This window comes from Pseudomonas sp. SJZ074 (genome assembly GCF_007828215.1).
GTDB lineage: Bacteria > Pseudomonadota > Gammaproteobacteria > Pseudomonadales > Pseudomonadaceae > Aquipseudomonas.
In genome coordinates this window covers 49,568-72,055 of the sequence record NZ_VIUE01000016.1, presented here as the reverse complement: position 1 = coordinate 72,055, position 22,488 = coordinate 49,568, and the positions used below count along the sequence as shown (strand labels likewise).

At 61.2% G+C, this 22,488-nt stretch carries 20 protein-coding genes; 7 read left to right on the top strand and 13 right to left on the bottom strand.

What is annotated here, in order from left to right; genetic code table 11:
- Positions 1–9: 9 nt before the first annotated feature.
- Genes FBX99_RS17290 through FBX99_RS17280 form a run of 3 tightly spaced genes read left to right on the top strand, consistent with a single transcriptional unit; the run spans position 10 to position 4,067 of the window.
- Positions 10–1,479, top strand: coding sequence for an efflux transporter outer membrane subunit (locus FBX99_RS17290; RefSeq protein WP_145132287.1), 1,470 nt, complete (start codon positions 10–12; stop codon positions 1,477–1,479).
- A complete protein-coding gene (locus FBX99_RS17285; protein WP_144929714.1) occupies positions 1,476–3,029 on the top strand; it encodes an MFS transporter in 1,554 nt (517 codons plus the stop codon). Before FBX99_RS17290 ends, FBX99_RS17285 begins: the two co-directional genes overlap by 4 nt.
- Before the next feature lie 6 nt (positions 3,030–3,035).
- Positions 3,036–4,067 (top strand): HlyD family secretion protein, encoded by a 1,032-nt coding sequence (locus FBX99_RS17280; RefSeq protein WP_144929713.1) that lies wholly within the window; start codon positions 3,036–3,038, stop codon positions 4,065–4,067.
- An 81-nt stretch (positions 4,068–4,148) separates the two neighbouring features.
- Here FBX99_RS17280 and FBX99_RS17275 read toward each other — a convergent pair whose 3' ends face one another.
- Positions 4,149–4,844, bottom strand: a complete 696-nt coding sequence (locus FBX99_RS17275) for a tRNA (adenine(22)-N(1))-methyltransferase TrmK (RefSeq protein ID WP_306085254.1) — start codon at positions 4,842–4,844, stop codon at positions 4,149–4,151.
- Positions 4,845–5,026: 182 nt separating this feature from the next.
- Here FBX99_RS17275 and FBX99_RS17270 point away from each other — a divergent pair, with 182 nt between their 5' ends.
- The 3 genes from FBX99_RS17270 (at position 5,027) to FBX99_RS17255 (ending at position 7,583) form a co-directional block, all read left to right on the top strand.
- Positions 5,027–5,323, top strand: a complete 297-nt coding sequence (locus FBX99_RS17270) for a hypothetical protein (protein WP_144929712.1) — start codon at positions 5,027–5,029, stop codon at positions 5,321–5,323.
- A gap of 54 nt (positions 5,324–5,377) precedes the next feature.
- Entirely contained in the window at positions 5,378–6,520 is a 1,143-nt protein-coding gene (locus FBX99_RS17265; RefSeq protein ID WP_144929711.1) for an epoxide hydrolase family protein, read from the top strand.
- A 556-nt stretch (positions 6,521–7,076) separates the two neighbouring features.
- Complete coding sequence (locus FBX99_RS17255; RefSeq protein ID WP_144929709.1) at positions 7,077–7,583, top strand: AidA/PixA family protein; 507 nt, start codon at positions 7,077–7,079, stop codon at positions 7,581–7,583.
- 52 nt (positions 7,584–7,635) lie between these two features.
- On the opposite strand, the gene FBX99_RS17250 is transcribed toward FBX99_RS17255, so the two are convergent.
- The 12 genes from FBX99_RS17250 to FBX99_RS17195 all read right to left on the bottom strand — a co-directional run bounded on the left by FBX99_RS17250 (position 7,636) and on the right by FBX99_RS17195 (position 21,895).
- Positions 7,636–7,845 carry a formate dehydrogenase subunit delta gene (locus tag FBX99_RS17250; protein ID WP_144929708.1) on the bottom strand — a complete coding sequence of 70 codons (210 nt, stop codon included), beginning with the start codon at positions 7,843–7,845 and terminating at the stop codon, positions 7,636–7,638.
- Positions 7,842–10,718, bottom strand: a complete 2,877-nt coding sequence (gene fdhF, locus FBX99_RS17245; RefSeq protein ID WP_145132285.1) for a formate dehydrogenase subunit alpha — start codon at positions 10,716–10,718, stop codon at positions 7,842–7,844. The genes FBX99_RS17250 and fdhF overlap by 4 nt, the downstream gene beginning before the upstream one ends.
- Complete coding sequence (locus FBX99_RS17240) at positions 10,715–12,274, bottom strand: NADH-quinone oxidoreductase subunit NuoF (protein ID WP_144929706.1); 1,560 nt, start codon at positions 12,272–12,274, stop codon at positions 10,715–10,717. Before FBX99_RS17240 ends, fdhF begins: the two co-directional genes overlap by 4 nt.
- Positions 12,268–12,750, bottom strand: a complete 483-nt coding sequence (locus FBX99_RS17235) for a formate dehydrogenase subunit gamma (protein ID WP_144929705.1) — start codon at positions 12,748–12,750, stop codon at positions 12,268–12,270. Before FBX99_RS17235 ends, FBX99_RS17240 begins: the two co-directional genes overlap by 7 nt.
- Positions 12,751–12,995: 245 nt before the next feature.
- The gene (locus FBX99_RS17230) at positions 12,996–13,661 is read right to left on the bottom strand and encodes a DUF2599 domain-containing protein (protein ID WP_178111981.1); all 666 of its coding nucleotides are present in this window, start codon (positions 13,659–13,661) and stop codon (positions 12,996–12,998) included.
- 86 nt (positions 13,662–13,747) lie between these two features.
- Positions 13,748–14,944, bottom strand: coding sequence for a halovibrin HvnC (locus FBX99_RS17225; protein ID WP_145132281.1), 1,197 nt, complete (start codon positions 14,942–14,944; stop codon positions 13,748–13,750).
- Between the two features lie 490 nt (positions 14,945–15,434).
- The gene (locus FBX99_RS17220) at positions 15,435–15,953 is read right to left on the bottom strand and encodes a hypothetical protein (protein ID WP_145132279.1); all 519 of its coding nucleotides are present in this window, start codon (positions 15,951–15,953) and stop codon (positions 15,435–15,437) included.
- A 214-nt stretch (positions 15,954–16,167) separates the two neighbouring features.
- A complete protein-coding gene (locus FBX99_RS17215) occupies positions 16,168–16,548 on the bottom strand; it encodes a response regulator (RefSeq protein WP_144929701.1) in 381 nt (126 codons plus the stop codon).
- Positions 16,549–16,550: 2 nt separating this feature from the next.
- Positions 16,551–18,725: a PAS domain S-box protein gene (locus FBX99_RS17210; protein ID WP_145132277.1), complete on the bottom strand. Its 2,175-nt coding sequence runs from the start codon at positions 18,723–18,725 to the stop codon at positions 16,551–16,553.
- Between the two features lie 191 nt (positions 18,726–18,916).
- Positions 18,917–19,747, bottom strand: a complete 831-nt coding sequence (locus tag FBX99_RS17205; protein WP_145132274.1) for an amidohydrolase — start codon at positions 19,745–19,747, stop codon at positions 18,917–18,919.
- Entirely contained in the window at positions 19,740–21,029 is a 1,290-nt protein-coding gene (locus tag FBX99_RS17200; RefSeq protein WP_144929698.1) for an MFS transporter, read from the bottom strand. The genes FBX99_RS17205 and FBX99_RS17200 overlap by 8 nt, the downstream gene beginning before the upstream one ends.
- A 134-nt stretch (positions 21,030–21,163) precedes the next feature.
- Entirely contained in the window at positions 21,164–21,895 is a 732-nt protein-coding gene (locus FBX99_RS17195) for a GntR family transcriptional regulator (protein ID WP_144929697.1), read from the bottom strand.
- Between the two features lie 157 nt (positions 21,896–22,052).
- Between FBX99_RS17195 and FBX99_RS17190 the strand changes: the two genes are divergently transcribed.
- Positions 22,053–22,487 (top strand): YeeE/YedE family protein, encoded by a 435-nt coding sequence (locus FBX99_RS17190; RefSeq protein WP_144929696.1) that lies wholly within the window; start codon positions 22,053–22,055, stop codon positions 22,485–22,487.
- Position 22,488: the final 1 nt, after the last annotated feature.

The window sequence follows — 22,488 nt, the reverse complement described above, 5'->3', positions numbered from 1 at the left end:
TAACTGGCTATGTCGGCGTTTTTCGAGTCACCCCAACGCGTCCTGAGACGATTCAGTATCGGCCTTATCGGCATGGGAGCCGTTTCCCTGGCGGGCTGCATGGTCGGTCCCGACTTCACGAAACCCGGGCACGACCTCGACACCGTGCAACTGACGCCCCGGCCCGAGCATGCCGGTGTCCCCCGCGTTTCCAGCGCTGCGGTTCCATCTCAGTGGTGGCTGCTGTTCAACGACGCAACGCTGGCCCGGCTGCAATCACGGGCCCAGGTCGGCAACCTCGATCTGCAAATGGCTTCCGAGCGCATCGAACAGAGCCGGGCACAATTGGGCATCACCTCATCGCAGTTGCAACCCAATGTGGGTGCCTACGCCAGCTACACCCGCGAGGCCCTCAGCGAAAACGGCAAGTTCGCTGCCTTGGGTGCCCCTACCGACGCCACCAATTTCTGGCAGCTTGGCTTTGACGCCAGCTGGGAAATCGATCTATGGGGCCGGGCCCGACGGGCTCGTGAAGGCGCCGCGGCGACCCTGGAAGCCACCGTGTATGACCGCGAAGCGGCCCGGGTCGCGTTGTCCGCCGAAGTGGCCCGAACCTATCTGCAACTGCGTGGAACCCAGGCGCAGTTGGCCATCGCCCGACAAAACCTCTCCGTCGCCGAGCGGACCCTGGGCCTGGCGCAAAGCCGCGAGCGCAATGGCGTCGCCACCCACTTCGAAACCGCGACCGCTCGCGCGCAACTGGCGACGATCAAGGCCCTGCTGCCGGAACTGGGCCAGCGCCGCAATGCCCAGATGAACGCACTGGCGTTGCTGCTGGGCGAGCAACCTCGCACGCTCGACGCCCAACTGGGCCCGGCGATGCCCTTGCCGACGCTGCCCAGCCGCATACCGGTCGGAATTTCTTCCGAACTGGCCCGCCGGCGCCCCGACATCCTGCGCGCCGAAGCACGGCTGCATGCCGCGACCGCTGCCATCGGCGTCGCCAAGGCCGACTTCTATCCACGGATCGGTCTCAAGGGACGCCTCGGCGTGGAAGCCTTCAACAGCGGCGACCTCAGCAGCTGGGATTCACACACCTTCTCCATCGGCCCGACGGTTTACCTGCCGATTTTCCAGGGCGGTCGACTGACCCAGCGCCTGGAGTTGAATGAATCGCGGCAGAAAAGCGCCGCCCTTGCGTACCGCAAAACGGTGCTGCGGGCCTGGCACGAAGTGGACAATGCCCTGGATGCCTGGGCCGCCCAACAGCGCCAACACGACGAACTGCAGACGTCCTTCGAGCAGAACCAGCAGGCCCTGCATGCAGCCGAGCGCGGCTATCAGCAAGGCGCCGCCGACTATCTGAGCGTGCTGACCGCACAACTCAACGTGCTTGCCAGTCAGACCCGCCTCAACGCCAGCACCACCGACGCCACGCTCACCGTGGTCAATCTCTACAAGTCCTTGGGCGGTGGCTGGGATCCGGAGGGCGAACAATGAACGTCGCCGCCGTGTCGCCGGCCAGCGCAGCGGCTGACGCAGCGCCCCGGCCCCAATCCTCCCTCCGGCCGTTGGTCGGCCTTGTCGGCATTTTCCTCGCGGCCATGATGGCCGGGTTGAACACCCGGGTCGGTGCCCTGGCGCTGGCGGATGTCCGGGGTGCTCTGGGCCTGGGTTTCGACGACGGCTCCTGGCTGACTACGGCCTACAGCGCCGGAGAACTGATCGCCATGCCCTTTTCGGCCTGGTTCGCCCTGACCTTGTCGCTGCGGCGCTTCGAATTGTGGATGCTCTCTGTTTGCACTCTGCTCGCCTTGCTCTTGCCGTTGATCCACAACCTGGAGCTTTTGTTGGCCCTGCGTTTTGCCCAGGGCATCGCCAGCGGCACGACGATCCCCTTGCTGATGATGGCAGCCCTGAAATTCCTGCCGCCGGCCATACGACTGTATGGTTTGGCGCTGTATGCGATGACCGCGACCTTCGCGCCCAACCTGTCCATCTGGCTGGCGGGAAACTGGACGGATGGGCTGCACGACTGGCGCTGGGTGTATTGGCAGATCATCCCCCTGGCGTTCATCGCCGCCGGTTTGATCGCCTGGGGACTGCCCCGGGAGCCCATCCAGACCCCGCGCTTTCGCCAGGCCAACTGGCCCGGCATGGCCTGCGGCGTACCGGCGTTGGGCCTGATCACCGTCGCACTGGACCAGGGCATGCGACTGGACTGGTTTCACTCGCCGTTGATCACCGCATCCCTGCTGATGGGCCTGACCCTGATGACGGTGTACTTGTTGACCGAGTGGTATCACCCCTCGCCGTTCATCAAGCTGCAGATCCTCGGGCGCCGCAACCTGGGCCTGGGCTGCATTCTGTTTCTGTCATTGCTGGTGGTACTGCTATCCAGCTCATTGCTACCGGCCAGTTATCTCGGCCCGTTGCAGAACTATCGTCCGCTGCAGATGGCCTCGATTGGGTTGATCGTCGCGTTGCCACAACTGGTACTGGGGCCTGTTGTGGCGCTATTGCTGTACCGCAAGTGGGTCGATGCACGCATCGTGTTCGCCTCGGGTTTGTCGCTGATCGCCCTGGCGTGCCTGTGCGGTGCACAACTGACCGCCGACTGGAACCGCGACCAGTTCGTCCTGGCGCAAACGCTGCAGGCCTTGGGACAACCGATGGCGGTGGTGTCGATGCTGTTCCTGATCACCAGCGTGGTGCAGCCCCCCGAAGGTCCTTACGTGTCCGGCACCATCAACACGCTACGAGCCTTTGGTTCGCTGTTTGGCGCGGCGGTCATCGGCCAGCTCATGACCGTGCGCGGCCGTTTCCATGGGGAAATGCTGCTGGATCAAGCGGCCCTGGCCGGTAACGCCCTGGTCGTACCTGAACCGCCAGCACTGATGGGCATCGTCAGTCAACAGTCGCTGGTGCTGTCCATCACTGACGCCTATCGGGTGTTGGGCGTGCTGGCGCTGCTGATGATTCCCCTGGTGCTACGGCTGACCTACATCCCAGCGCCTGCCTTGACGCCTCCTTCTCTCTCACACGGGTAACTCATCATGGCCTTACCGAAGAAAGCCCGGATCAGTGCGACGCTGCTGCTCACCGTGGCCATTGGCGGCGTGTTCTATCTCAATCGCTCCGAGTCCAACGCCTCGACCCAATCGACGGACGATGCCTATGTCCACGCCGACTTCACTACGGTAGCGCCGCAGGTATCGGGGACGATCGAAACGGTGTTCGTCGAAGACAACCAGCCCGTCAAGAAAGGGGATTTGCTGGCGCTCATCGACGACCGGGATTTCGTCGCCTCCGTGAATGTAGCGAAGGCCCAGGTCGCCAGCGCCCAGGCCGGTATCGCCAACCTGCAAGCACGCCTGATCCAGCAGCAGACCGTCATTCGCCAGGCCCAGGCCGCAGTCGCCGCGGACGACGCCGCGCTCAAGCTGGCCAAGGTCAACCACACCCGCTATCGCAACCTGGCCGCCGACGGCTCCGGCACCGTGCAGGCCCAGCAACAGGCAGAAGCGCAACTGAGCGTGCAACAGGCCGGCCTGGAAAAAAGCCAGGCAGCCCTGCAGGCGGCCCGGCAACAGGTGGACATTCTCAAGGCCGACCTGGACCAGGCCAGGGCCACCCTCGCCCACGCCCAAGCCGCGCAGGCCATTGCCGAACTGAAGTTGTCCTATACCCGCATCACCGCACCGATCAATGGCACGATCGGGGAAAAATCCGTGCGCGTCGGCGCGTTCGTCAATGCCGGCAAACCCTTGCTCGCGATTGTGCCGCTCGATGCGGTCTACATCACCGCCAACTTCCGGGAAACACAACTGGCCCGGGTACAAACCGGCCAGGCCGTGGACATCGAAGTGGATGCGCTGCCGGGGGAAACGCTGACAGGCACCGTACAAAGCCTGGGGCCCGCCAGCGGCGTCAGCTACTCCGCCATCGCCCCACACAACGCTACGGGCAATTTCACGAAGATCGTCCAACGCCTGCCCGTGCGCATCCGCATCGAACCCGACCAGCCGGCAACGGCGAAACTGCGGGTGGGGATGTCGGTCACGCCGCACATTCGTATTCGTGGGTGATCAGTGACGGCGATGTCGAACACACAGCCCTCATCGCGAGCAGGCACCCACAGGGTCCGGTGCCTGGTTATCAATGCCAGCTCAAGCCAGCAGCTCGGCAATCCACCGGATCTGCCGGACAAGATCCTGCACCATGTCCTCCGGCACGGCCTGCCGCGCCCGACAGAAGCCCGCCAGGGTCTTCTGTTTCTGGCGCAACCTGCGCTGCCATTTCCCCAGGAATGCGGAGCTGCGCACGCCCAGCAGCAGCGGGCCGAAGTACAGTTCCTCGGCGGTGTACAGCACCGGCCCGGAGCGCTCGGCGACGATGATTTCGTAGTCGAAGCGGTTTTCCCGCAGCACTTCCTCGCCGAGAATGCGGTAGCCGTTCTCCATCAACCACAGGCGCAGCGGCTGCTCGCCGCCATTGGGTTGCAGAATCAGGCGCTCCCGGCCGCTCAGGCGTGACTGGTCGCGGTCGAGGATGTCGCGGATCGTCTCGCCGCCCATGCCACAGAAGCTGACCGCGGTGATCCCGTCTCCCGGCTCGATGGCCGCCAGGCCGTCAGCCAGACGCACGGTGATCCACGGCTCCAGGCCATTTTCCCGCACCGTCCGTTCAGCCGAGCGAAACGGCGTCATCGCCACCTCCCCGGCCACCGCCGCGACAATGACGCCACGGCGCACCAGTGCCACCGGCAAATAACCGTGATCCGAGCCAATATCGGCCAGCCGCGCACCCACCGGCACCTGCGCCGCCACCCGCTCCAGGCGCATGGACAATGTCTGTTCGTTCAATCGCACCCTCTCTCACCCCACACGTCCGACAGCGTTGGCCGGATCGGGCTGCGATTCTGGCGAGCAACGCCGTACATTTCAAATGTACGCGACCAGGACCGTGTCTTTTGACAAGAGCGGCGTTCGCACCTATAACCGGTCCTGGCCGACCGGCAGGCCAGTGAACGAAATGAGCAGGCACCATGAATGACCGTCAGGCAATCATCAAAGACTTGATCACAGCAGTGGTGAAGGCCCATAAATCCAACGAAATCGTCTATCAGTCGGAGTGGCTCGGCTACATCCCATTCGGGGTCTACCACTGGGTCGAATGCCGGGGCGAAGACGTCTCCAGCGACTTTCCGTTTGGATGGTCGCTCGAAGACCTGGCGGGTCTGGAGCAGATGGGGTTTCTGGAAACGCTTGAAGCTTATGAGAACCCTGAGGACTCGTTTGATCGGGAGATCAGGTATCGCGTTTGCGTTGAGCCCGCCTGGTAGTTGGCTTGCGTCATAAGATGTCACCAGCCCATACAAAGTAACCAGGCCCAGACCATGCTCATCGAACCCTTCTCCCTCGACATCCCCGAGCGCGCCCTGGAAGACCTGCGCCATCGCTTGCGCAATACACGGCTGCCCGAGCCGTTGCTCGATCAAGGCTGGAGCGAAGGCATGGACATGGACGTGCTGCGCGATCTGCTTGCTTACTGGTCGACTGGGTTCGACTGGCGCGCGCGGGAGGCTGAGCTCAATCGCTTGCCGCAGTTTGTTGCCGACATCGGCGGGCAGCGGGTGCACTTTGTTCATCAACGTGGCGTCGGGCCGGATCCGATGCCGCTCGTCCTGACCCATGGCTGGCCCGGTTCGTTCATCGAGATGCAGCGCATCATTGCGCTACTGACGGACCCGGCCAGTCACGGTGGCGACCCGGCGGACGCGTTCCATGTGGTGGTGCCGTCGCTGCCGGGCTACACCTTTTCCGCGCCGTTCATGCAAGCGGGCATGGGGCCCCATGCGATTGCCGGGTTATGGCAGGAGCTGATGGGCGGGCTGGGTTATGAGCGCTTTGGCGCCCAGGGCGGGGACATTGGCGCGGGGGTCTCGACCTGGCTGGGTGTGCGGTTTCCCGAGCAGGTGACAGGGATTCATCTCAATTACATTCCGGGCTCCTACCGCCCTCCCCTGGGCAAAACCGAGCCACCGCAGACAGCGGATGAAACGCTTTTCCTCCAGCGCGCCGCGGCATTTGGCGATACCGAAGGCGCCTACGCCCACCTGCAACGAACCAAACCCCAGAGCCTGGCCGTGGGCTTGAACGACTCACCGGCCGGACTGTTGGCCTGGATGGGGGAAAAACTGCTGGCCTGGTGTGATACCGATCCGGCCATCGACCGTGACTGGTTGCTGACCAATGTGACGCTCTACTGGCTGACGAACTGTATCGGCTCGTCGTTTCGTCAGTACGTGGAAGGCAGCAAGCGACCGTTGCAGTTCAACAGTGGGGAGCGGGTGAAGCCTGCGGTTGGGGTTGCGCTGTTTCCCAAGGAACTGCCCATGCCGCCAAGAAGCTGGGTGGAGCGGTGCTGTACGGTGGAACGCTGGACCACGATGCCACGGGGTGGTCACTTCGCGGCGCTGGAACAGCCGGCGTTGTTGGCGGCGGATATCCGGGCATTCTTTCGAGCGTTGCGCGAGTGACGATGCTCTGGTGGGAGCGAGCTTGCTCGCGAAAGCGGTGGATCAGTTGGCCGTAACTCTGAATGTGCTGACGTCATCGCGAGCAGGCTCGCTCCCACAGGGTCTAGTGGGTATGCAAAAGCTGCGTACACCCCCAATTCAGTGTGGGAGCGAGCCTGCTCACGATGGCGGTGGGTCAGCTGGCAGCAATTCTGAATGTACCCCCGCCATCGCGGGCAAGCCCGGCTCCCACAGGGCCCGGTGGGTACGCAATAGCTGTGTACATCCTGAACCTAACAAGCCTCTATTGCCATACTGCCGATAATTGCTGTCAGCTTTTTCCCACTAACAGCGCAGGACAATCACCCGACACACGTCAGAACCGTGCCCGGATCAGAGCCAAATCAAGAAAATACCTCTGCCACGTTTCGCTTCGCTTAACGACTGTCAAAAAAACGAAAATTTGACTCCATTGAGCCATCACCTATCGTTCCTCCCAGGACCGCACCCAGGGACCGGGTGCCCGGACACCCGCGGTCGTTGACGTCAACATGGATATGGATAAAGGAGCAATTCGATGTCTAGCGCGACCCGAACGGTTGATGTACTTGTCACCATTGATGCCGACTACCTGCTGGCCCACAACGATGTAGCGAAGTCGGTTTCCATGCTGGTGAATCGCGATCTGATCGACAGCCACGCCAGCGGCGATGGCTTGAACGGTGGCGACGAGCTATGGTTCGACGTCAACTCCGGCGACAACATTCGCTGGCGTGCCACGACCCTGTCACGAAACTTCGACCGCATCGCAATGATTACCGCGGTGCAACAAACCTCCAAGGTAGGCGGTGATTACTTGGGTAGCATCACCATCGACCCTCCTGCCACCCTCCCTGGCGTGGTGCCCTTCATAGATCCAAATGCCAAGGGCGGCTACTCCTCAACCCCAGTGCAATACACTTTATGGCCGGCCCTGGCCGTGAACAAAGGCAAACTCTCCTACACCATTACCTTCGTCCTGCTGGACCAAAACCTGAAATCCAGTCAGGAGTACAGCTGGGACCCCTTCATCACCGTCAACTGAGCGGCAACTGATCGGTGCACAACCCCACCGGGGCGGTGCACCGAACCATCCGCTACGACTCCCTCAATGCCGCCTGCACCAGTGGGTGCAGGCTATCGCCCGGGTTCTCCACCTGCCACTTCATCAGCTGATTGCGCATGACCGGCGTCCAGAAACTCTGGATATGCTGGCGCACGCCATTCACGGCCAATGTCTTGTCCGGCTCGCTGGAGAAGTACTGGCCAATCTGGTTGGCCATCTTGATCAGGCTTTCGGTACTCATCGACGCACCTCGGCTTTCTCGGCATGACGACGTTCGCGCAGCAGGCGCCCCTGTTCATCGCTGAAGGCCTGGTAGCGTTTCTGCCATTCCGAAGGCTGGCTGACCCGCACGATTTCCACCGCCGTCACCTTGTATTCCGGGCAGTTGGTGGCCCAGTCCGAGTTGTCGGTGGTGATCACGTTGGCACCCGATTCCGGGAAGTGGAAGGTGGTGTAGACCACCCCCGGCGCCACTCGCTCGGAGACCTTGGCGCGCAGCACCGTCTGCCCGGCACGGCTGCCGATGCCGACCCAATCGCCCTCGACGATACCGCGGTTCTCGGCGTCGGTCGGATGGATCTCCAACCGGTCTTCCTCGTGCCAGGCAACGTTCTCCGTGCGTCGGGTCTGAGCACCTACGTTGTATTGGCTGAGAATACGCCCGGTGGTCAGCAGCAATGGATAGCGACTGTTGACCTTCTCATCGGTCGGCACGTAGCCGGTGAGCATGAAGCGCCCCTTGCCGCGCACGAATTGCTCGATGTGCATGATCGGCGTACCGTCCGGCGCCTCATCGTTGCACGGCCATTGCAGGCTGCCATGGCGATCCAGTTCGGCGTAGCTGACCCGGGTGAAGGTCGGCGTCAGGCGGGCAATCTCATCCATGATTTCGGAAGGATGCTTGTAGTCCATCTTGTAACCCAGGGCCTCGGACAGGGCGATGGTTGCTTCCCAGTCGGCCTTGCCGGCCAGGGGCTCCATCACCTTGCGTACCCGGGAAATGCGGCGCTCGGCGTTGGTGAACGTACCGTCCTTCTCGAGGAACGAACTGCCCGGCAGGAATACGTGGGCGAACTTGGCCGTCTCGTTGAGGAAGATGTCCTGGACCACCACGCATTCCAGGGCGCTCAGGGCCGCAGTCACGTGCTGGGTGTTCGGGTCACTCTGGGCGATGTCCTCGCCTTGGCAATAAAGTGCCTTGAAGGAGCCATCCAGCGCCGCCTCGAACATGTTCGGAATGCGCAGCCCCGGATCGGGTTGCAGGGTCACGTTCCAGGCCTGCTCGAACTGGGCGCGTACCACCTCGTTGGAGACGTGGCGATAACCGGGCAGTTCGTGGGGGAACGAGCCCATGTCGCAGGAACCCTGCACGTTGTTCTGTCCACGCAGCGGGTTCACGCCGACACCTTCGCGGCCGATGTTGCCGGTGGCCATCGCAAGGTTGGCAATGCCCATCACCGAGGTACTGCCCTGGCTGTGTTCGGTCACGCCGAGGCCATAGTAGATGGCCGCGTTGCCACCCGTGGCGTAGAGCCGCGCGGCGGCGCGGATCTGCTCGGCAGGCACGCCGCAGACCGGGCCCAAGACCTCGGGCGCGTTCTCCGGCAGGCTGACGAAGTCACGCCAGCGGGCAAAGTCCGCCGCTTCACAACGCTCGTCGACGAAAGGCTGGTTGACCAGTCCTTCGGTGACGATCACGTGAGCCAGTGCATTGAGCATCGCCACGTTGGTGCCTGGGCGAAGCTGCAGGTGCAGCTCGGCACGGGCATGGGGCGAATCCACCAGGTCGATGCGCCGTGGGTCGATGACGATCAGCCGTGCGCCCTGGCGCAGGCGACGCTTGAGCTGGGAACCGAATACCGGGTGGGCATCGGTGGGGTTGGCGCCCATCACCAGGATCACGTCGGCCAGCATCACCGAGTCGAAGGTCTGAGTGCCGGCGGACTCGCCGAGTGTCTGCTTGAGGCCATAACCGGTCGGCGAATGGCAGACCCGCGCGCAGGTGTCGACGTTGTTGTTGCCGAAAGCGGCACGCACCAGCTTCTGCACCAGGTAGGTTTCTTCGTTGGTGCAGCGGCTGGAGGTGATGCCGCCGATAGAATCGCGTCCGTACTTCAGCTGGATGCGGCGGAATTCACTGGCCGCGTAATTGACGGCTTCGTCCCAGCTGACTTCCTGCCACGGATCGTTGATGTGCTTGCGGATCATCGGCTTGGTGATGCGATCCGGGTGGGTGGCGTAGCCCCAGGCGAAACGACCCTTGACGCAGGAATGGCCATGGTTGGCCTGGCCGTTCTTGTCCGGGACCATGCGCACCAGCTGGTCGCCTTTCATTTCCGCACGGAAAGAGCACCCGACACCACAGTACGCGCAGGTGGTGATGACGCTGCGCTCCGGCTGACCGATTTCCACCACGCTTTTTTCCATCAGCGTGGCCGTCGGGCAGGCTTGCACACAAGCGCCGCAGGACACGCATTCGGAGTCGAGGAAGTTGTCGCCGCCAGCGGCCGCCACGCGCGAATCGAAGCCGCGTCCGGTGATGGTCAGCGCGAAGGTGCCCTGGGTTTCCTCGCAGGCACGCACGCAGCGGTTGCAGACGATGCATTTGCTCGGGTCATAGTCGAAATAAGGGTTGGAAACGTCCTTCGTTTCGGCCAGGTGGTTGTCACCCTCGTAGCCATAGCGCACTTCACGCAGGCCGACCTGCCCCGCCACCGTCTGCAATTCGCAATTGCCGTTGGCCGAGCACGTCAGGCAGTCCAGCGGGTGGTCGGAGATGTACAGTTCCATCACGTTCCGCCGCAGCCCGGCGAGTCGCGACGTCTGGGTGCGTACCACCATGCCTTCGGTGACCGGCGTGGTGCACGAGGCCGGATAGCCGCGCATGCCGTCGATCTCCACCAGGCACATGCGGCAAGAGCCGAACGGCTCCAGGCTGTCGGTGGCGCAGAGTTTGGGGATGGTGGTGCCGAGCAATGCCGCGGCGCGCATCACCGAAGTCCCGGAGGGAACGGTGATTTCGCGGCCGTCAATGCTCAGGCTGACCTGCACCTCGCTTTCGCGTTCCGGGGTGCCCAGGTCGATATCGCTGGCGGGATCGAAAATATTGATCATTGGTCGGCCTCCGTGGTCGCCAGACCGAAGTCGGCAGGGAAATGCTTGAGGGCGCTGGCGACAGGATAGGACGTCATCCCACCCAAGGCACAGAGCGAACCGTATTGCAGGGTGTCGCAAAGATCCTGGAGCAACAGGACCTGTTCCTGGCGGGCACCGGCATCGGTGCTGGCGAGCAGTCGGTCCACCACTTCCACTCCACGGGTGGAGCCGATCCGGCACGGCGTGCATTTGCCGCAGGATTCTTCAGCGCAGAATTGCAGGGCGAAACGGGCCATGTGGGCCATGTCCAGGCTGTCATCGGCCACCACCACGCCGCCGTGGCCGAGCATCGCGCCCATGGCGGCGAACGCCTCGTAGTCCAGCGGCGTGTCGAATTGTGAAGGCGGCACCCAGGCGCCCAGCGGGCCACCCACCTGGGCGGCCTTCAATGGCCGACCGCTGGCGGTACCACCACCATATTCTTCCACCAGCTCCCGCAGGGTCAGGCCGAAGGCGCGTTCCACCAGGCCGCCATGACGGATGTTGCCGGCCAATTGGAACGGCATCGTGCCCAGGGAACGACCCATGCCGAAGTCGCGGTAGAACTGGGCGCCCTTCTCCAGGATCACCGGCACCGAAGTCAGGGTCAGCACGTTGTGGACCAGGGTCGGCAGCCCGAACAGGCCTTGCAGCGCAGGCAACGGTGGCTTGGCGCGAACTGTGCCGCGCTTGCCTTCGAGGGATTCCAGCAAGGCGGTTTCTTCGCCGCAGATGTAGGCACCGGCGCCCACCCGGACTTCCAGCTCGAAGGCGCAGCCGCTACCCGCCACGTTGGCTCCCAGGTAGCCGGCCTCGCGGGCGATGCCCAGGGCGTCGTTCAACGTCGCGACAGCATCGGGGTATTCCGAGCGCACGTAGATGTAGCCCATGGTGGCGCCGACGGCGATACCGGCAATGATCATGCCTTCGATCAGCAGGAAAGGATCGCCTTCCATCAGCATGCGGTCGGCGAATGTGCCCGAGTCACCTTCGTCGGCGTTGCATACCACATATTTTTGCGTACCCGGTGCATCGCGCACGGTGCGCCATTTGATGCCCGCCGGGAACGCCGCACCGCCCCGGCCGCGCAGACCCGAGTCGAGCACGCTGGCAACCACTTGCACGCCATCCTGTTGAATGGCGCGAGCCAGGCCCTGGAAGCCGCCATGAGCGCGGTAGTCATCCAGGGACAGCGGCCGGGTGATACCGGCGCGAGCGAACAGCAGGCGCTGTTGGCTCTTGAGATAGGGGATTTCCTCCACCAGCCCCAGGGCCAATGGATGGTTGCCGGGGTCGCCTGCCAGGGCGTCGAGCAGCCCAGGCACGTCCGCCGGTGTGACGGGGCCGAAGCCCAGCCGGCCGCTGGTGGTTTCCAGCTCCAGCAGCGGTTCCAGCCAATAGAGGCCACGGGAACTGGTGCGCTGCACCTCCAGCGGCAACTGCCGACGCTCGGCCTCGCGCATCAGCGCAACGGCCACCGTGTCCGCGCCGACGGCACGGGCTACCGAATCGCGGGGAATGCAGAGCTTCAGCATGTGCCTCCCTCCAGGCAGCCATTGACCAGTTCACGCAGGCGCTCAGGCGTCAGCCGTGCGTGCAACTGACCATCCAGCTCCAGGGCCGGCGAGCAGACACAGGCGCCCAGGCAGTAGACCGGCCGCAGGCTGATGCTGCCATCGGCGCTGGTGCCGTGATCGTCAAGCGACAACTGTTCGCGCAATTGGGCAGCCAGCTGTTCGGCCCCCATGCTTTGGCACGACTCCGCGCGGCACAGACGCAAGGTATGGCGCGCGGGCGGCGTGGTACGAAAATCGTGGTAGAAACTGATCACCCCGCGCACTTCAGCCAGGCTGAGGTTGAGGGCATGGGCGATCTCCGGGACGGCGGCGTCGGGAACGTACCCGCAACCCTCCTGGATGGCATGAAGAATCGGCAGCAAGGCACCGGGGGTGTCCTTTTCGCGCTCCAATACACGTTGAATCAGAGGCAGGTGAAGCGTCTCATCGGGCATAAACTTACCTCGGCATCTCGGACGACCCTGCGCAATGTTGGCAGTCGCCCGGAGTCTTGGCTGCGGCGTCCGGCCACGTCACGGAAGCGTGGTTGTCCGGTCGCCCTCCTCGCTCTCCGGTCAGGCGTCTTGGCGCGCCTGATCCGGGGCATCTTTACAGCTTGCCACTCCCGGGAACTGGCAATTGCACATGGACGACAAAACGCGTTCTGAAAGCGACTCGAGGGCGAAACCTTTGCCGACATTCAAGGGACGGTGAACGTCCGGTAATCGGCCCACTTCGACACCTGCCCTCCCAGGGTTTGTCGCGCTGTCATCCTATAAGAACCCGAGCCTAACTGAGCGCCCTCTATACGCCAGTCTCCGTTGCCATCCGCGGTTGGATTGCCAAAACAGTAGCCTCCGCCCTCAAGGCATACATCCACCATCGCGCCCGCTGCGCTTTTCCCCGAAATGATGAAGGGTACCGCCACAGTGTCGCCCTCCGTCGGGCTTGAAATCAATGGGGGTCCTGAGAACGCTGGCAAACCATTGTTACAACCATTCTGAATCGACTCTTCATGTGACACATCGGGCCGGTAGGGCTCCAGATTCCACGGCACCTTGCCTCGGGCGATGAACAGATGACATACCAACTGACGACGCATCCCTCCCCCATCATTATTTTTCCATTGCCAATCATTGCCATATTTCTGAACAAGCTCAGCATATTCGGCATTAGTCCAATTCGAGTTTACCCCTCTGCCACATTCAGTCGGTATGACAGATAAACTCCATTCTTGTTTATGGGTCCCGGGATCGTCACGCAGGGTCCAAGTTGCGGAAGCAATATATTGTTCACATGGCCCCCCCTCCACGTCACCATAAGAAACCTGGATTACAAACAATAAAACCAGCATGTAAAGTCTCATCACCATTCTCCTGCCTGCCCGTTTAACGCTCACACTGGCGAACCCTCGCCAACTGGAGATGAATCTACAGTCTTTGCTCCAAGCACTCAGGGAACCGTGATAGTTCGATTAACCGCCCAGCTCGACACTTGACCATTCAATCTCTGCCTCGCCGTAAATCTATAAGTTCCCGAGCTTAATTGGGCGCCATCGATAAACCAGTATCCATTACCATCGGCAACCACTGGCGAACCAAAACAATACCCCCCGCCTTCCAGGCATACATCAATAGTTGCGCCCGCGGCACTTTTACCTGAAATCCTGAAGGGTGTCGCAACGGTAGCGCCCTCCTGCGGATTGACAATCCAGGGTTGCTCCGATGAAGACGGGACGGTTCCTTCTCCCGCCATGACTTCTTGATCTTGGGTAGAGAAGTCGAAGGTAACATCCTGGTCCACCGAAGTTGGAAGACTGACTTTGATAATCGGAACGACGATGCCTCCGCTATCGGTATAGAACTCCTTCTGATTAGTTCGCGCATCTGGCAGACCGGCAGGATCAGAATAAAAGAACGCCTGGACCGGCAGCGTGCCCGCACTGCTCTGGGGCCAGGTAGTCACCTGCATCTCATTCCACTCATAGAAACCATTGATCTTTTGTTTGGCTTTGAGTGATTCATAGAAGAACACAGCACCGTTGGCGGTACCGCTTGCCACATCAAACCCACACGCATCCATGTGGGGATTACTGGCGACCGATTGATTCCAGTGACTGGCCCACTGATCCGAATTGACTATGCCTTGTGACTGACAGGGTCGGCTGGCTTCGTAGTGCTTGTTTTCTTCCAATGTGATTCGGCCACACAGGGCATCGCGATGCCAATCCCACGAATCCATTGGAAATGAACAAATAACCCCGAGGGAAAGTTTATTGGCAGGCGCCATGAATTTAGGATAAAGCACATAACCATTATTAAAACCCCAGGCAAATGTCTGGAATTTGGCATCCGCCCTCAAATAGGAAAACGCAACACCTCCTCGCTGTTGCGACAAAGGGCTCGGGTCCCAAGACCTATACTGGGTGGATTTTTTTGTCACTCTTAAGGTCACGCCACTGCAAAGAAATGCCGGTCTGTTATTTGTGCCACAATTCTCAGCCACATTGGCATATTGATTACGAATAGCCGTCAGTGTCGCACTGCCCTCGGCCAATGAGTTTTCCGCATCACCCGCGACCCATTGGGCATTTGCCTGATAACAGGCAGCAAACAGCGCAAATCCAAACAATTGGAAAAAAGTTTTCATGAATCGGCCCTCGTCAATTACGCAATCGTGAGTTTCCTCACTCCCTTGCAAATCAAGCGGCCCATAAAACGGTGCACACTCCAACGACCCGATCCATGCTTATCGAGACCAACAGCGGACGTCCAGTTCTTTTAAGTCATGTAACCCTATGAGTCTTGAACACTCATGACACGCTTTATTCGTTGTTCAAAATCTAGAGCAAGCACAACGACTACTCTACTGTCAGACATGACAGTGCGGACAAGCGGAAGGATGTTCAGCCGCCATCAATACTGCAGGAGCGAGCCTGTTCGCGATGGCGGCGGATTAGATTGCATCGATATTCAATGGATAATCTTCGCGAGCAGGCTCACTCATATCTTTCGTGGTGTTTTCCAACCAGTCGGCGACCTGCGTGACATTTTCGGCCAAATCCGCTGCAAGCTGCCATCCGCGAACCCATGGCGCCTACGCCGTCCGTTCCCACGAACCTGGCCCATGAACACCGCCCCTACTTCAACTCCACCAACCGCAGCGACTGCGACCCGTCCAGCGACAGGTGAATGGTGGCCGCCCGGCTAGGAAAATTCGGCGCATCGTCGTCGGTATTCTCCATGACTGGAATATCGATCAACGTTTGCTCCCCCGCCGGATCGCTGACCAGTTTGGCATTCAGTTTATCGATCGAACGCCAGCTGTCCCCACCGATGCGAATCACGTCCAGCAAGCTGTAGTGCTGCTGGCCTTCTTCGTTTTCTTCAGGGGTAAAGGCCGCCAGGTATTGGCTGTAATTGTTGCCCATGCCGAAACCTTCGATGGTGAACACTGCGAGCGTTACTTCGCTATCCTCCCCGGTACCCAGCGTCTGCACCAGCGTCGCTTCGGGGTAGCCGGTGGCGTAGCTGTCCTTGAGGAGCGCGACCAGATGCCCGACCTGTTCCTCCAGAGGCTTTGGAAGAGACTTTGGCTCGGCGGCGTGAGTCAGGGTACAGGCGAGGAACAAGCTGGCGGCAAGCAAGTGCAATTTCATGGAGGGAAAGTCCAAGGTACGGGAAGTGAGCGCGGATATTAGCGCATCGACAGCATGGTTGATCAGCCTGTCATTACCCGGTCGCGGCTTGATTGAATGTGCCGCCGCTATCGCGAGCAGGCTCGCTCCCACAGTTTTCCGAGGTGTTCACAGAAGCAGCGTCCACCACCAATCCCCTGCTCGCGATAGCGGTGGATCAGCTTACGGAAGGGAATCAAGCCGACGTCGACGCTCGATGCCTCAATGCCTGGGTCATCCGCTGCAGCAACTCGCTTTCCGAAAACGGCTTGTGCAGAACCGGGTACCCGGCAAACTCACCGGGCACTCCGCTGGCGCCGTATCCGGTGCTGAACAAGAACGCAATGCCACGATTGCGCAGGACCTCGGCCACCGGAAAAACCCGCTCGCCGGCCAGGTTGACGTCCAGGATAGCCAGGTCGACGAGTGCTGTACTTGCCTGATCCTGCGCCGTTGCGAGCCGGGCCACCGAAGCCACTACTTCGCAGCCGAAATCCTCCAGCATTTCCTCGATCAACATGGCAATCGCGCCTTCGTCTTCGACGACGAGCACCCTGACGCCAGCGAATGGAGGCATGCCTAGACTCCGATCAGAAACGAGAAGCGGCAGCAAACACCCTCCGGGGCGAAGGTCAGGTCGAACTGGCCGCCCAGGTCGCGCTCGATGCAGCGCTTCATCAACCGTGACCCCAGCCCTTCCCGCTCCGGTCGAGCGACGGGCGGTCCGCCCTGCTCCCGCCAATCCAGGGTCAACAAAGTGCCGTTTGGCTGGGGCAACAGCTCCCAGGTCACCGAAAGCGTGCCCGTCTCGACGGACATCGAGCCATACTTGAGCGCGTTGATCGCCAGTTCGTTGAGGGTCATCGTGAGGTTGAGCGCCACCCGGGTGCCGACGTCGATGGTCGCGCCTTCGATCGTGATGCGATCGGGCTCGAGCCCGAAGACCGGCATCAGCACTTCCTTGGCCAGGGCGTCCAGGGGTGTATTTTCCCAGTGCCGCTTCGTCAACAGGTCATGGGCCCGCGACAGCGCCAGCAACCGGGCTTCGAACCGCCGATAGCCATCTTTTGCATCCTCGGCGTTGCGCGCAGTCTGGGCCGCCAGGGATTGCACCGTGGCCAAGGTGTTCTTGACCCGGTGATTGAGTTCGTCGATCAACGTCTTCTGGCGGTTTTCCGCCTGCTTGCGCTCGGTAATGTCCACCAGCATGTTGATCGCGCCCACGACGTTGCCATCGGCGTCATGCAGGGGCGTGGGATAGGGATTGAACGGCACACGGGTTCCATCCGGCCGTTCGGCAATAGCCTCGGCACCTCGAATGGCCCGGTTTTCCTTCAACGCCACCGCCATGGGGCATTGGTCATGGGGAAGCGGACTTCCGTCGGTGTTGAACAGCTTCCAGGTCACGCACCACATATCGCCCAATTCGGGCGTGCGTCCCGACAGCTCGATAGCCGCACGGTTATAGAAGGTGATGCGGCCTTCTGCATCAGTGGTGTAGACCGCAGCGGGCATTGCTTCGAGCACATTGCGCAGTTGCCGCTCGCTCTCGCGAACCTGGTTTTCCATGCGCTGCGCAAGGGTGACGTCCTGCAACACCCGCACGCCATAGCGGAACTCGCCGTCGGCATCGCGTACCGACGAGCTGTGGATGTCGAGGTAGACGATCTCGCCATCGAGCTTGAACGCGCGCTTGCGCAGCACGTAATGGTCCAGTTCGCCGGCAACCTGCCGTGCGTACAGGGCCGCGTCCTGCCCGACACTGTCCGGGTGGGTATAGTCCAGGAAGGTCATTGCCAGCAGTTGTTCGCGAGTACGGCCCAGCATACGGCAAAGGGCATCGTTTACCCGCAGCAGGCGACCGTCCTCGTCGGCCTCGGCAATGCCGATGGTCGCCGCCTCGTAGGTGGCCGAAAGCCTGTCGTCGCTCTCCTGGCGCGCCGCCTCGGCGGTATGAACACAAGTCATGTCGATGGTGAAACAGCGGGTGTTGAAGAGTTTCCCCTCCTCGAACCGCCCATTGGAAGTAATCGAAACATGTTTGATGGAGCCGTCCTTGGCTCGTAAGCGCGCCGGATAGCTCTCCAGGCAATCACCGCTGCCCAGTTTATTGAGAATGTCGCCAATGACCGGTTCATCGACATGAAACTCGGTGATATGGCGACCGATGTATTCCTCTTCCGAGTAACCCAGCAGGGCCAGTTCGGCCTTGTTGGCGCGCAGGATGACGCCCTCGCCACTGACGATATGCAGGCCCACGGCGCTGTTTTCGAAGAAATCTTCAAGGTCGGCGCTCTTGCGCCGAAGCTCCTCGGCCATGGCGTGTTGTGCAGAAATGTCCTGGAAGCAATTGATCGCCCCTTGAATGACACCTCGCCGATCCCTCAAGGCCCGGATGTTCATGAGTGCCACGAACCGCGACCCGTCCGGGCGCTGGATGACGATTTCCTGGTTGCGCGTCACATCCCCCGTGCTGAGCGCCGAGGCGGTCGGGCAGTCCTCAAACGCCAAAGGCGTACCATCGCTCAAGAACAACCGATGGGAACCACAGAAGCGATCGCCGTTCACGCCGAGCTCCGGCTTGCGCCCCCACAATTCAGCCGCCTCACTGTTGTACCTGACGAGCCAACCGTCGCGGTCGCACAGGTACACCGCGCCGGGAATGGCCTCGAGCGCATTTACCCCCATCGAGACCAGGCTTTCATACTCGCTTGGCACCAGCGTTTCCCTGGGAAGTTCTTCAACGTTTGACATCAGCGATCCTCAATCCACCTGGCTAAGCGCCCTTGCTGTCCATCGCCCCATGCGTATGCCCGTGCCGGCGGTGCCGGCTCGAATAACGCACTCTGAAGTCAGGTGGGGTATCTTGCATACAGGAACAATGGAGTCTAGATCCCTATTCGTCGTACGAGTTCAGATTGACTGGATACCCCAGCCCCTGGCGCTCAAAAACCGAACAGTTCTTGAGGCGCTTGCAGCATCAGTGCTCGCCTCAGCGACGCCGAACAGTCCAATGCCTGCAACTGCTCCATCACCGTCTCGAACCCAATGGTGGGTTCATGTTGCGTATGCGGCCAATCACTGCCCCATACCAGCCGGCGCGGGCCGAAGCTGCGCTCCAGCAAGGCCAACGAGGCTCGGGCGAACTCGAGGTTCTGCTGATCCGTCCCTGCCAATCGGTAAATACCGGACACCTTCATCCATACTTGTCCGCTCGAGCCCAGCGCCAGCAACTCGGTAAAACCCGCTTGCTCGATACCCAAACGGGAGTCCGGGCGCCCGAAATGATCGACCACCAGCCTGATGCCAAACGGCAGCAGGTGGCGAATCAGTCCTGGCAGATCCTCCACGCTGCGGTGCAACTCGACATGCCAGTCCAGCTCAGCCAAGTGGCCGAAGAAGCCCTGCCAGGCTGCGTCGCGAAAATCAGGCAGGTCCTTGCCCATCAGATTCAGACGAACGCCAACCACGCCCAGGCGAGCCATGCGATCCATCTCGGTACGGCTGGCGTCTGGCTCCAGTACCACGACCCCACGCAATTGCCGCGGTGCCTGCTGGAGCGCTGCCAGCAAATAGTTGTTATCCGTGCCGAGAAAGCTTGGCTGCACCAGGACGCCATGGCTCAGGCCATGGGCTTGCAAGTGGTGCAGGTATTGGTCGAGCGTCGCATCATAGTCAGGTGTATAGCGCCGCTCGGAGGTCAACTCCAGCCCACGGCTGAACACATGGGCATGGGAGTCGATGCCGGTGATCGGCGTAAAAAACGTCTCAGGCATGGGCACGCTCGTTACCGTCGAGCGTGGCATTTGCCGGCGCCATGGCGGCTTCAAGGCTGCGCCCGCGGGTTTCCGGAAGACACAGTGCCGCGAGCACTGCTACGCCGTAGGCAATCCCCGCGTCAATGCCAATGGCTGATCCCAGGGACATCGAATCGCTCATGTGGCCGACCAGGAAAGGAAACACCGCCGAAAGCACCCGACCGAAGTTGTAGCAGAAGCCCACGCCGGCGCCGCGCACATCCGCCGGGTACAACTCGTTGAACAATGCGCCAAGGCTCGCAGGAATGCCGGCGGCAAAGAAGCCGAGCGGGAACCCCAGGAACAGCATCTGCGTGTTGGTCAGTGGCAGGAACACATAGCACTGTACGGTCACGACGCAACACAACGCGAACAGCACGATGTTCTTGCGACGACCAATGCGATCGATCAACAAGCCGCTGACCACGCAGCCACACCAGAAGGCGAAGATGATGACCGCCAGATAGCCGCCGGAGTTGAGTACCGACAGGTTGCGTTCGGTCTTGAGGAAGGTCGGCAGCCAGGTCATCACCGCGTGATAACCGCCATGGGCGCCCAGCCCCAGCAACCCACCGAGCAGCGTCACGCGGATCAGTTCAGGGCGAAAGATGCCTGCCAGAGACTTGAAGAAACTCTGCGCGATGGCCTGTTCTTTTTGCAGACGCTGAAAACTGTCCGGTTCCTCGACATTGCGTCGGACCCAAATGATCAGGAACGACGGCAACAGGCCGACAATGAACATCACCCGCCAAGCCGTATCCTGGGGCACGAACGAGTAGATCAGCGTGAAGACCCCGACCGCCAGCCCCCAACCCACCGCCCAGGCGCTTTGTACCGTGCCCATGACCTTACCGCGGTACTTGGGATTGATGGTTTCGGCCATCAGCACCGCACCAGCGGCCCACTCGCCACCAATGCCGAAGCCCTGCAACGCCTTGACGACCAACAGTTGGTGAAACCCAGTGACGAACGCGGACAGAAAGGTGAAAAACGAGAACCAGAGAATCATCCATTGCAGCGTGCGCACCCGACCGTAGCGGTCCGACAACGTGCCGCCGACCCAGCCACCGAGGGCCGAGGTCACCAGGGTCACGCCGCTGATCAACCCCGCATCGCCCTTGGACAAGGCAAACGCAGCGATCAGCGCCGGTATCGCCAGGCCGAACATCTGCACTTCCAGTGCGTCGAGTGACCATCCGCCGAAACAGGCCCAGAACGTTTTGCGCTCCCGCGCAGTGACTTGGCGATACCAGCTGAACATGATTTTTATCCTTATAAGCAGAACGAAAGGCAGCCGAGAGCGAACCGCGCCGCTACAGGGCCAGTAATGGCAAACACAACGGTAAAAGCTGCGGCGAACGACGCGCCGCCGGGTGCCCCGCTAATCCGGCAGGGTCAACGGATTTCCACGCTGTAGCGGAAATGCTCGGCATGCCCGCGAGAGCGTCGCCACTCCAGCGGGTTGCCGGCGTAGTCCCGCGCCAGACGCTCGATCACCACGACCGGGCTGTTGACCGGCACTTGCAGCAACCGCGCGTGAACGTCATTCACCGATTCGGCAGTGAGGGTTTCTTCGGCATAGGCGACCACCTGGCCGCAGGTTTCTTCGTAGATGGGATAAAGCAGCGGCCCTTTCTGGCTCAGGTCGATGTCGAGCAACGGTTGAAAGCGACCACGTGGCAACCAGATCTCTTCGGCAAGCACCGGCTCGACCTCCAGCAGACGCACACGAACGATGCGGATCACCGGCGCATCGACGGGTAATCCCAGCGCCTGCGCCACCGCCGATGGCGCAGCCACCGGCTCGATGGACAAAATGCGACTCTCTGGAACCCGACGTTCTCCCGACGCGCTTTGAAACCGGAAGAAGCGGAACAACGAAGACTGGAACTGAGGCCGGCGAATGAAAGTACCGCGCCCTTGCTGACGTTCGAGGATGCCCTCGCTTACCAACGCATCGACCGCCTTGCGCACGGTACCGGTAGACAATTGGTATTCCGCCGAAAGTGCCGCTTCAGTGGGAATCGCTTCTCCCGGACGCCAGCGATTATTGGCGATCTGCTCGGCCAACTGGTCTCGCAGACGTTGATAAAGCGGCAAGCGAACATCGCTGGGAAGGGCTTTCATCGACTTTATTCACCTTATTATCTAGTCATATATATGAATATGCGCCGAGTATTCGTCCCGATCAGGAGGTTGTCAAGAATGGGTTCACTAGAGAACTGACGAATGGCAAGGCTCGCGTACACTACGCTTGCCTGGAATCCATGAGCGGAGAAGCTTGATGAGCATCGACTGGCTGAATTTCACACCTTGGTCATCCCTTGCAGGCGGTGCATTAATCGGCCTGGCGGCCAGCCTGTTCGTGGTCGCCAATGGGCGCATTGCCGGGGTCAGCGGGTTGATTGGCGGCCTGTTGCAACGCAGCCGCGAGGGTGCAAGCGAGAAGGTGCTGTTTCTCCTGGGGTTGCTCGTTGCTCCGCTTGTATGGGGTTTGTTCGCCTTCGTGCCACGGATTGAATTCCAGACCAGCGGGATCGGGCTGGTTGTTGCAGGTTTGCTGGTCGGTATCGGCACCCGCTACGGCTCGGGTTGCACCAGTGGCCACGGCGTGTGCGGCATTTCACGGCTCTCGCCGCGCTCGATGGTCGCCACGGCGTGTTTCATGGTCTGCGGCTTCGCGACGGTATTTGTGCTGCGCCATGGGTTGGGAGCTTGAA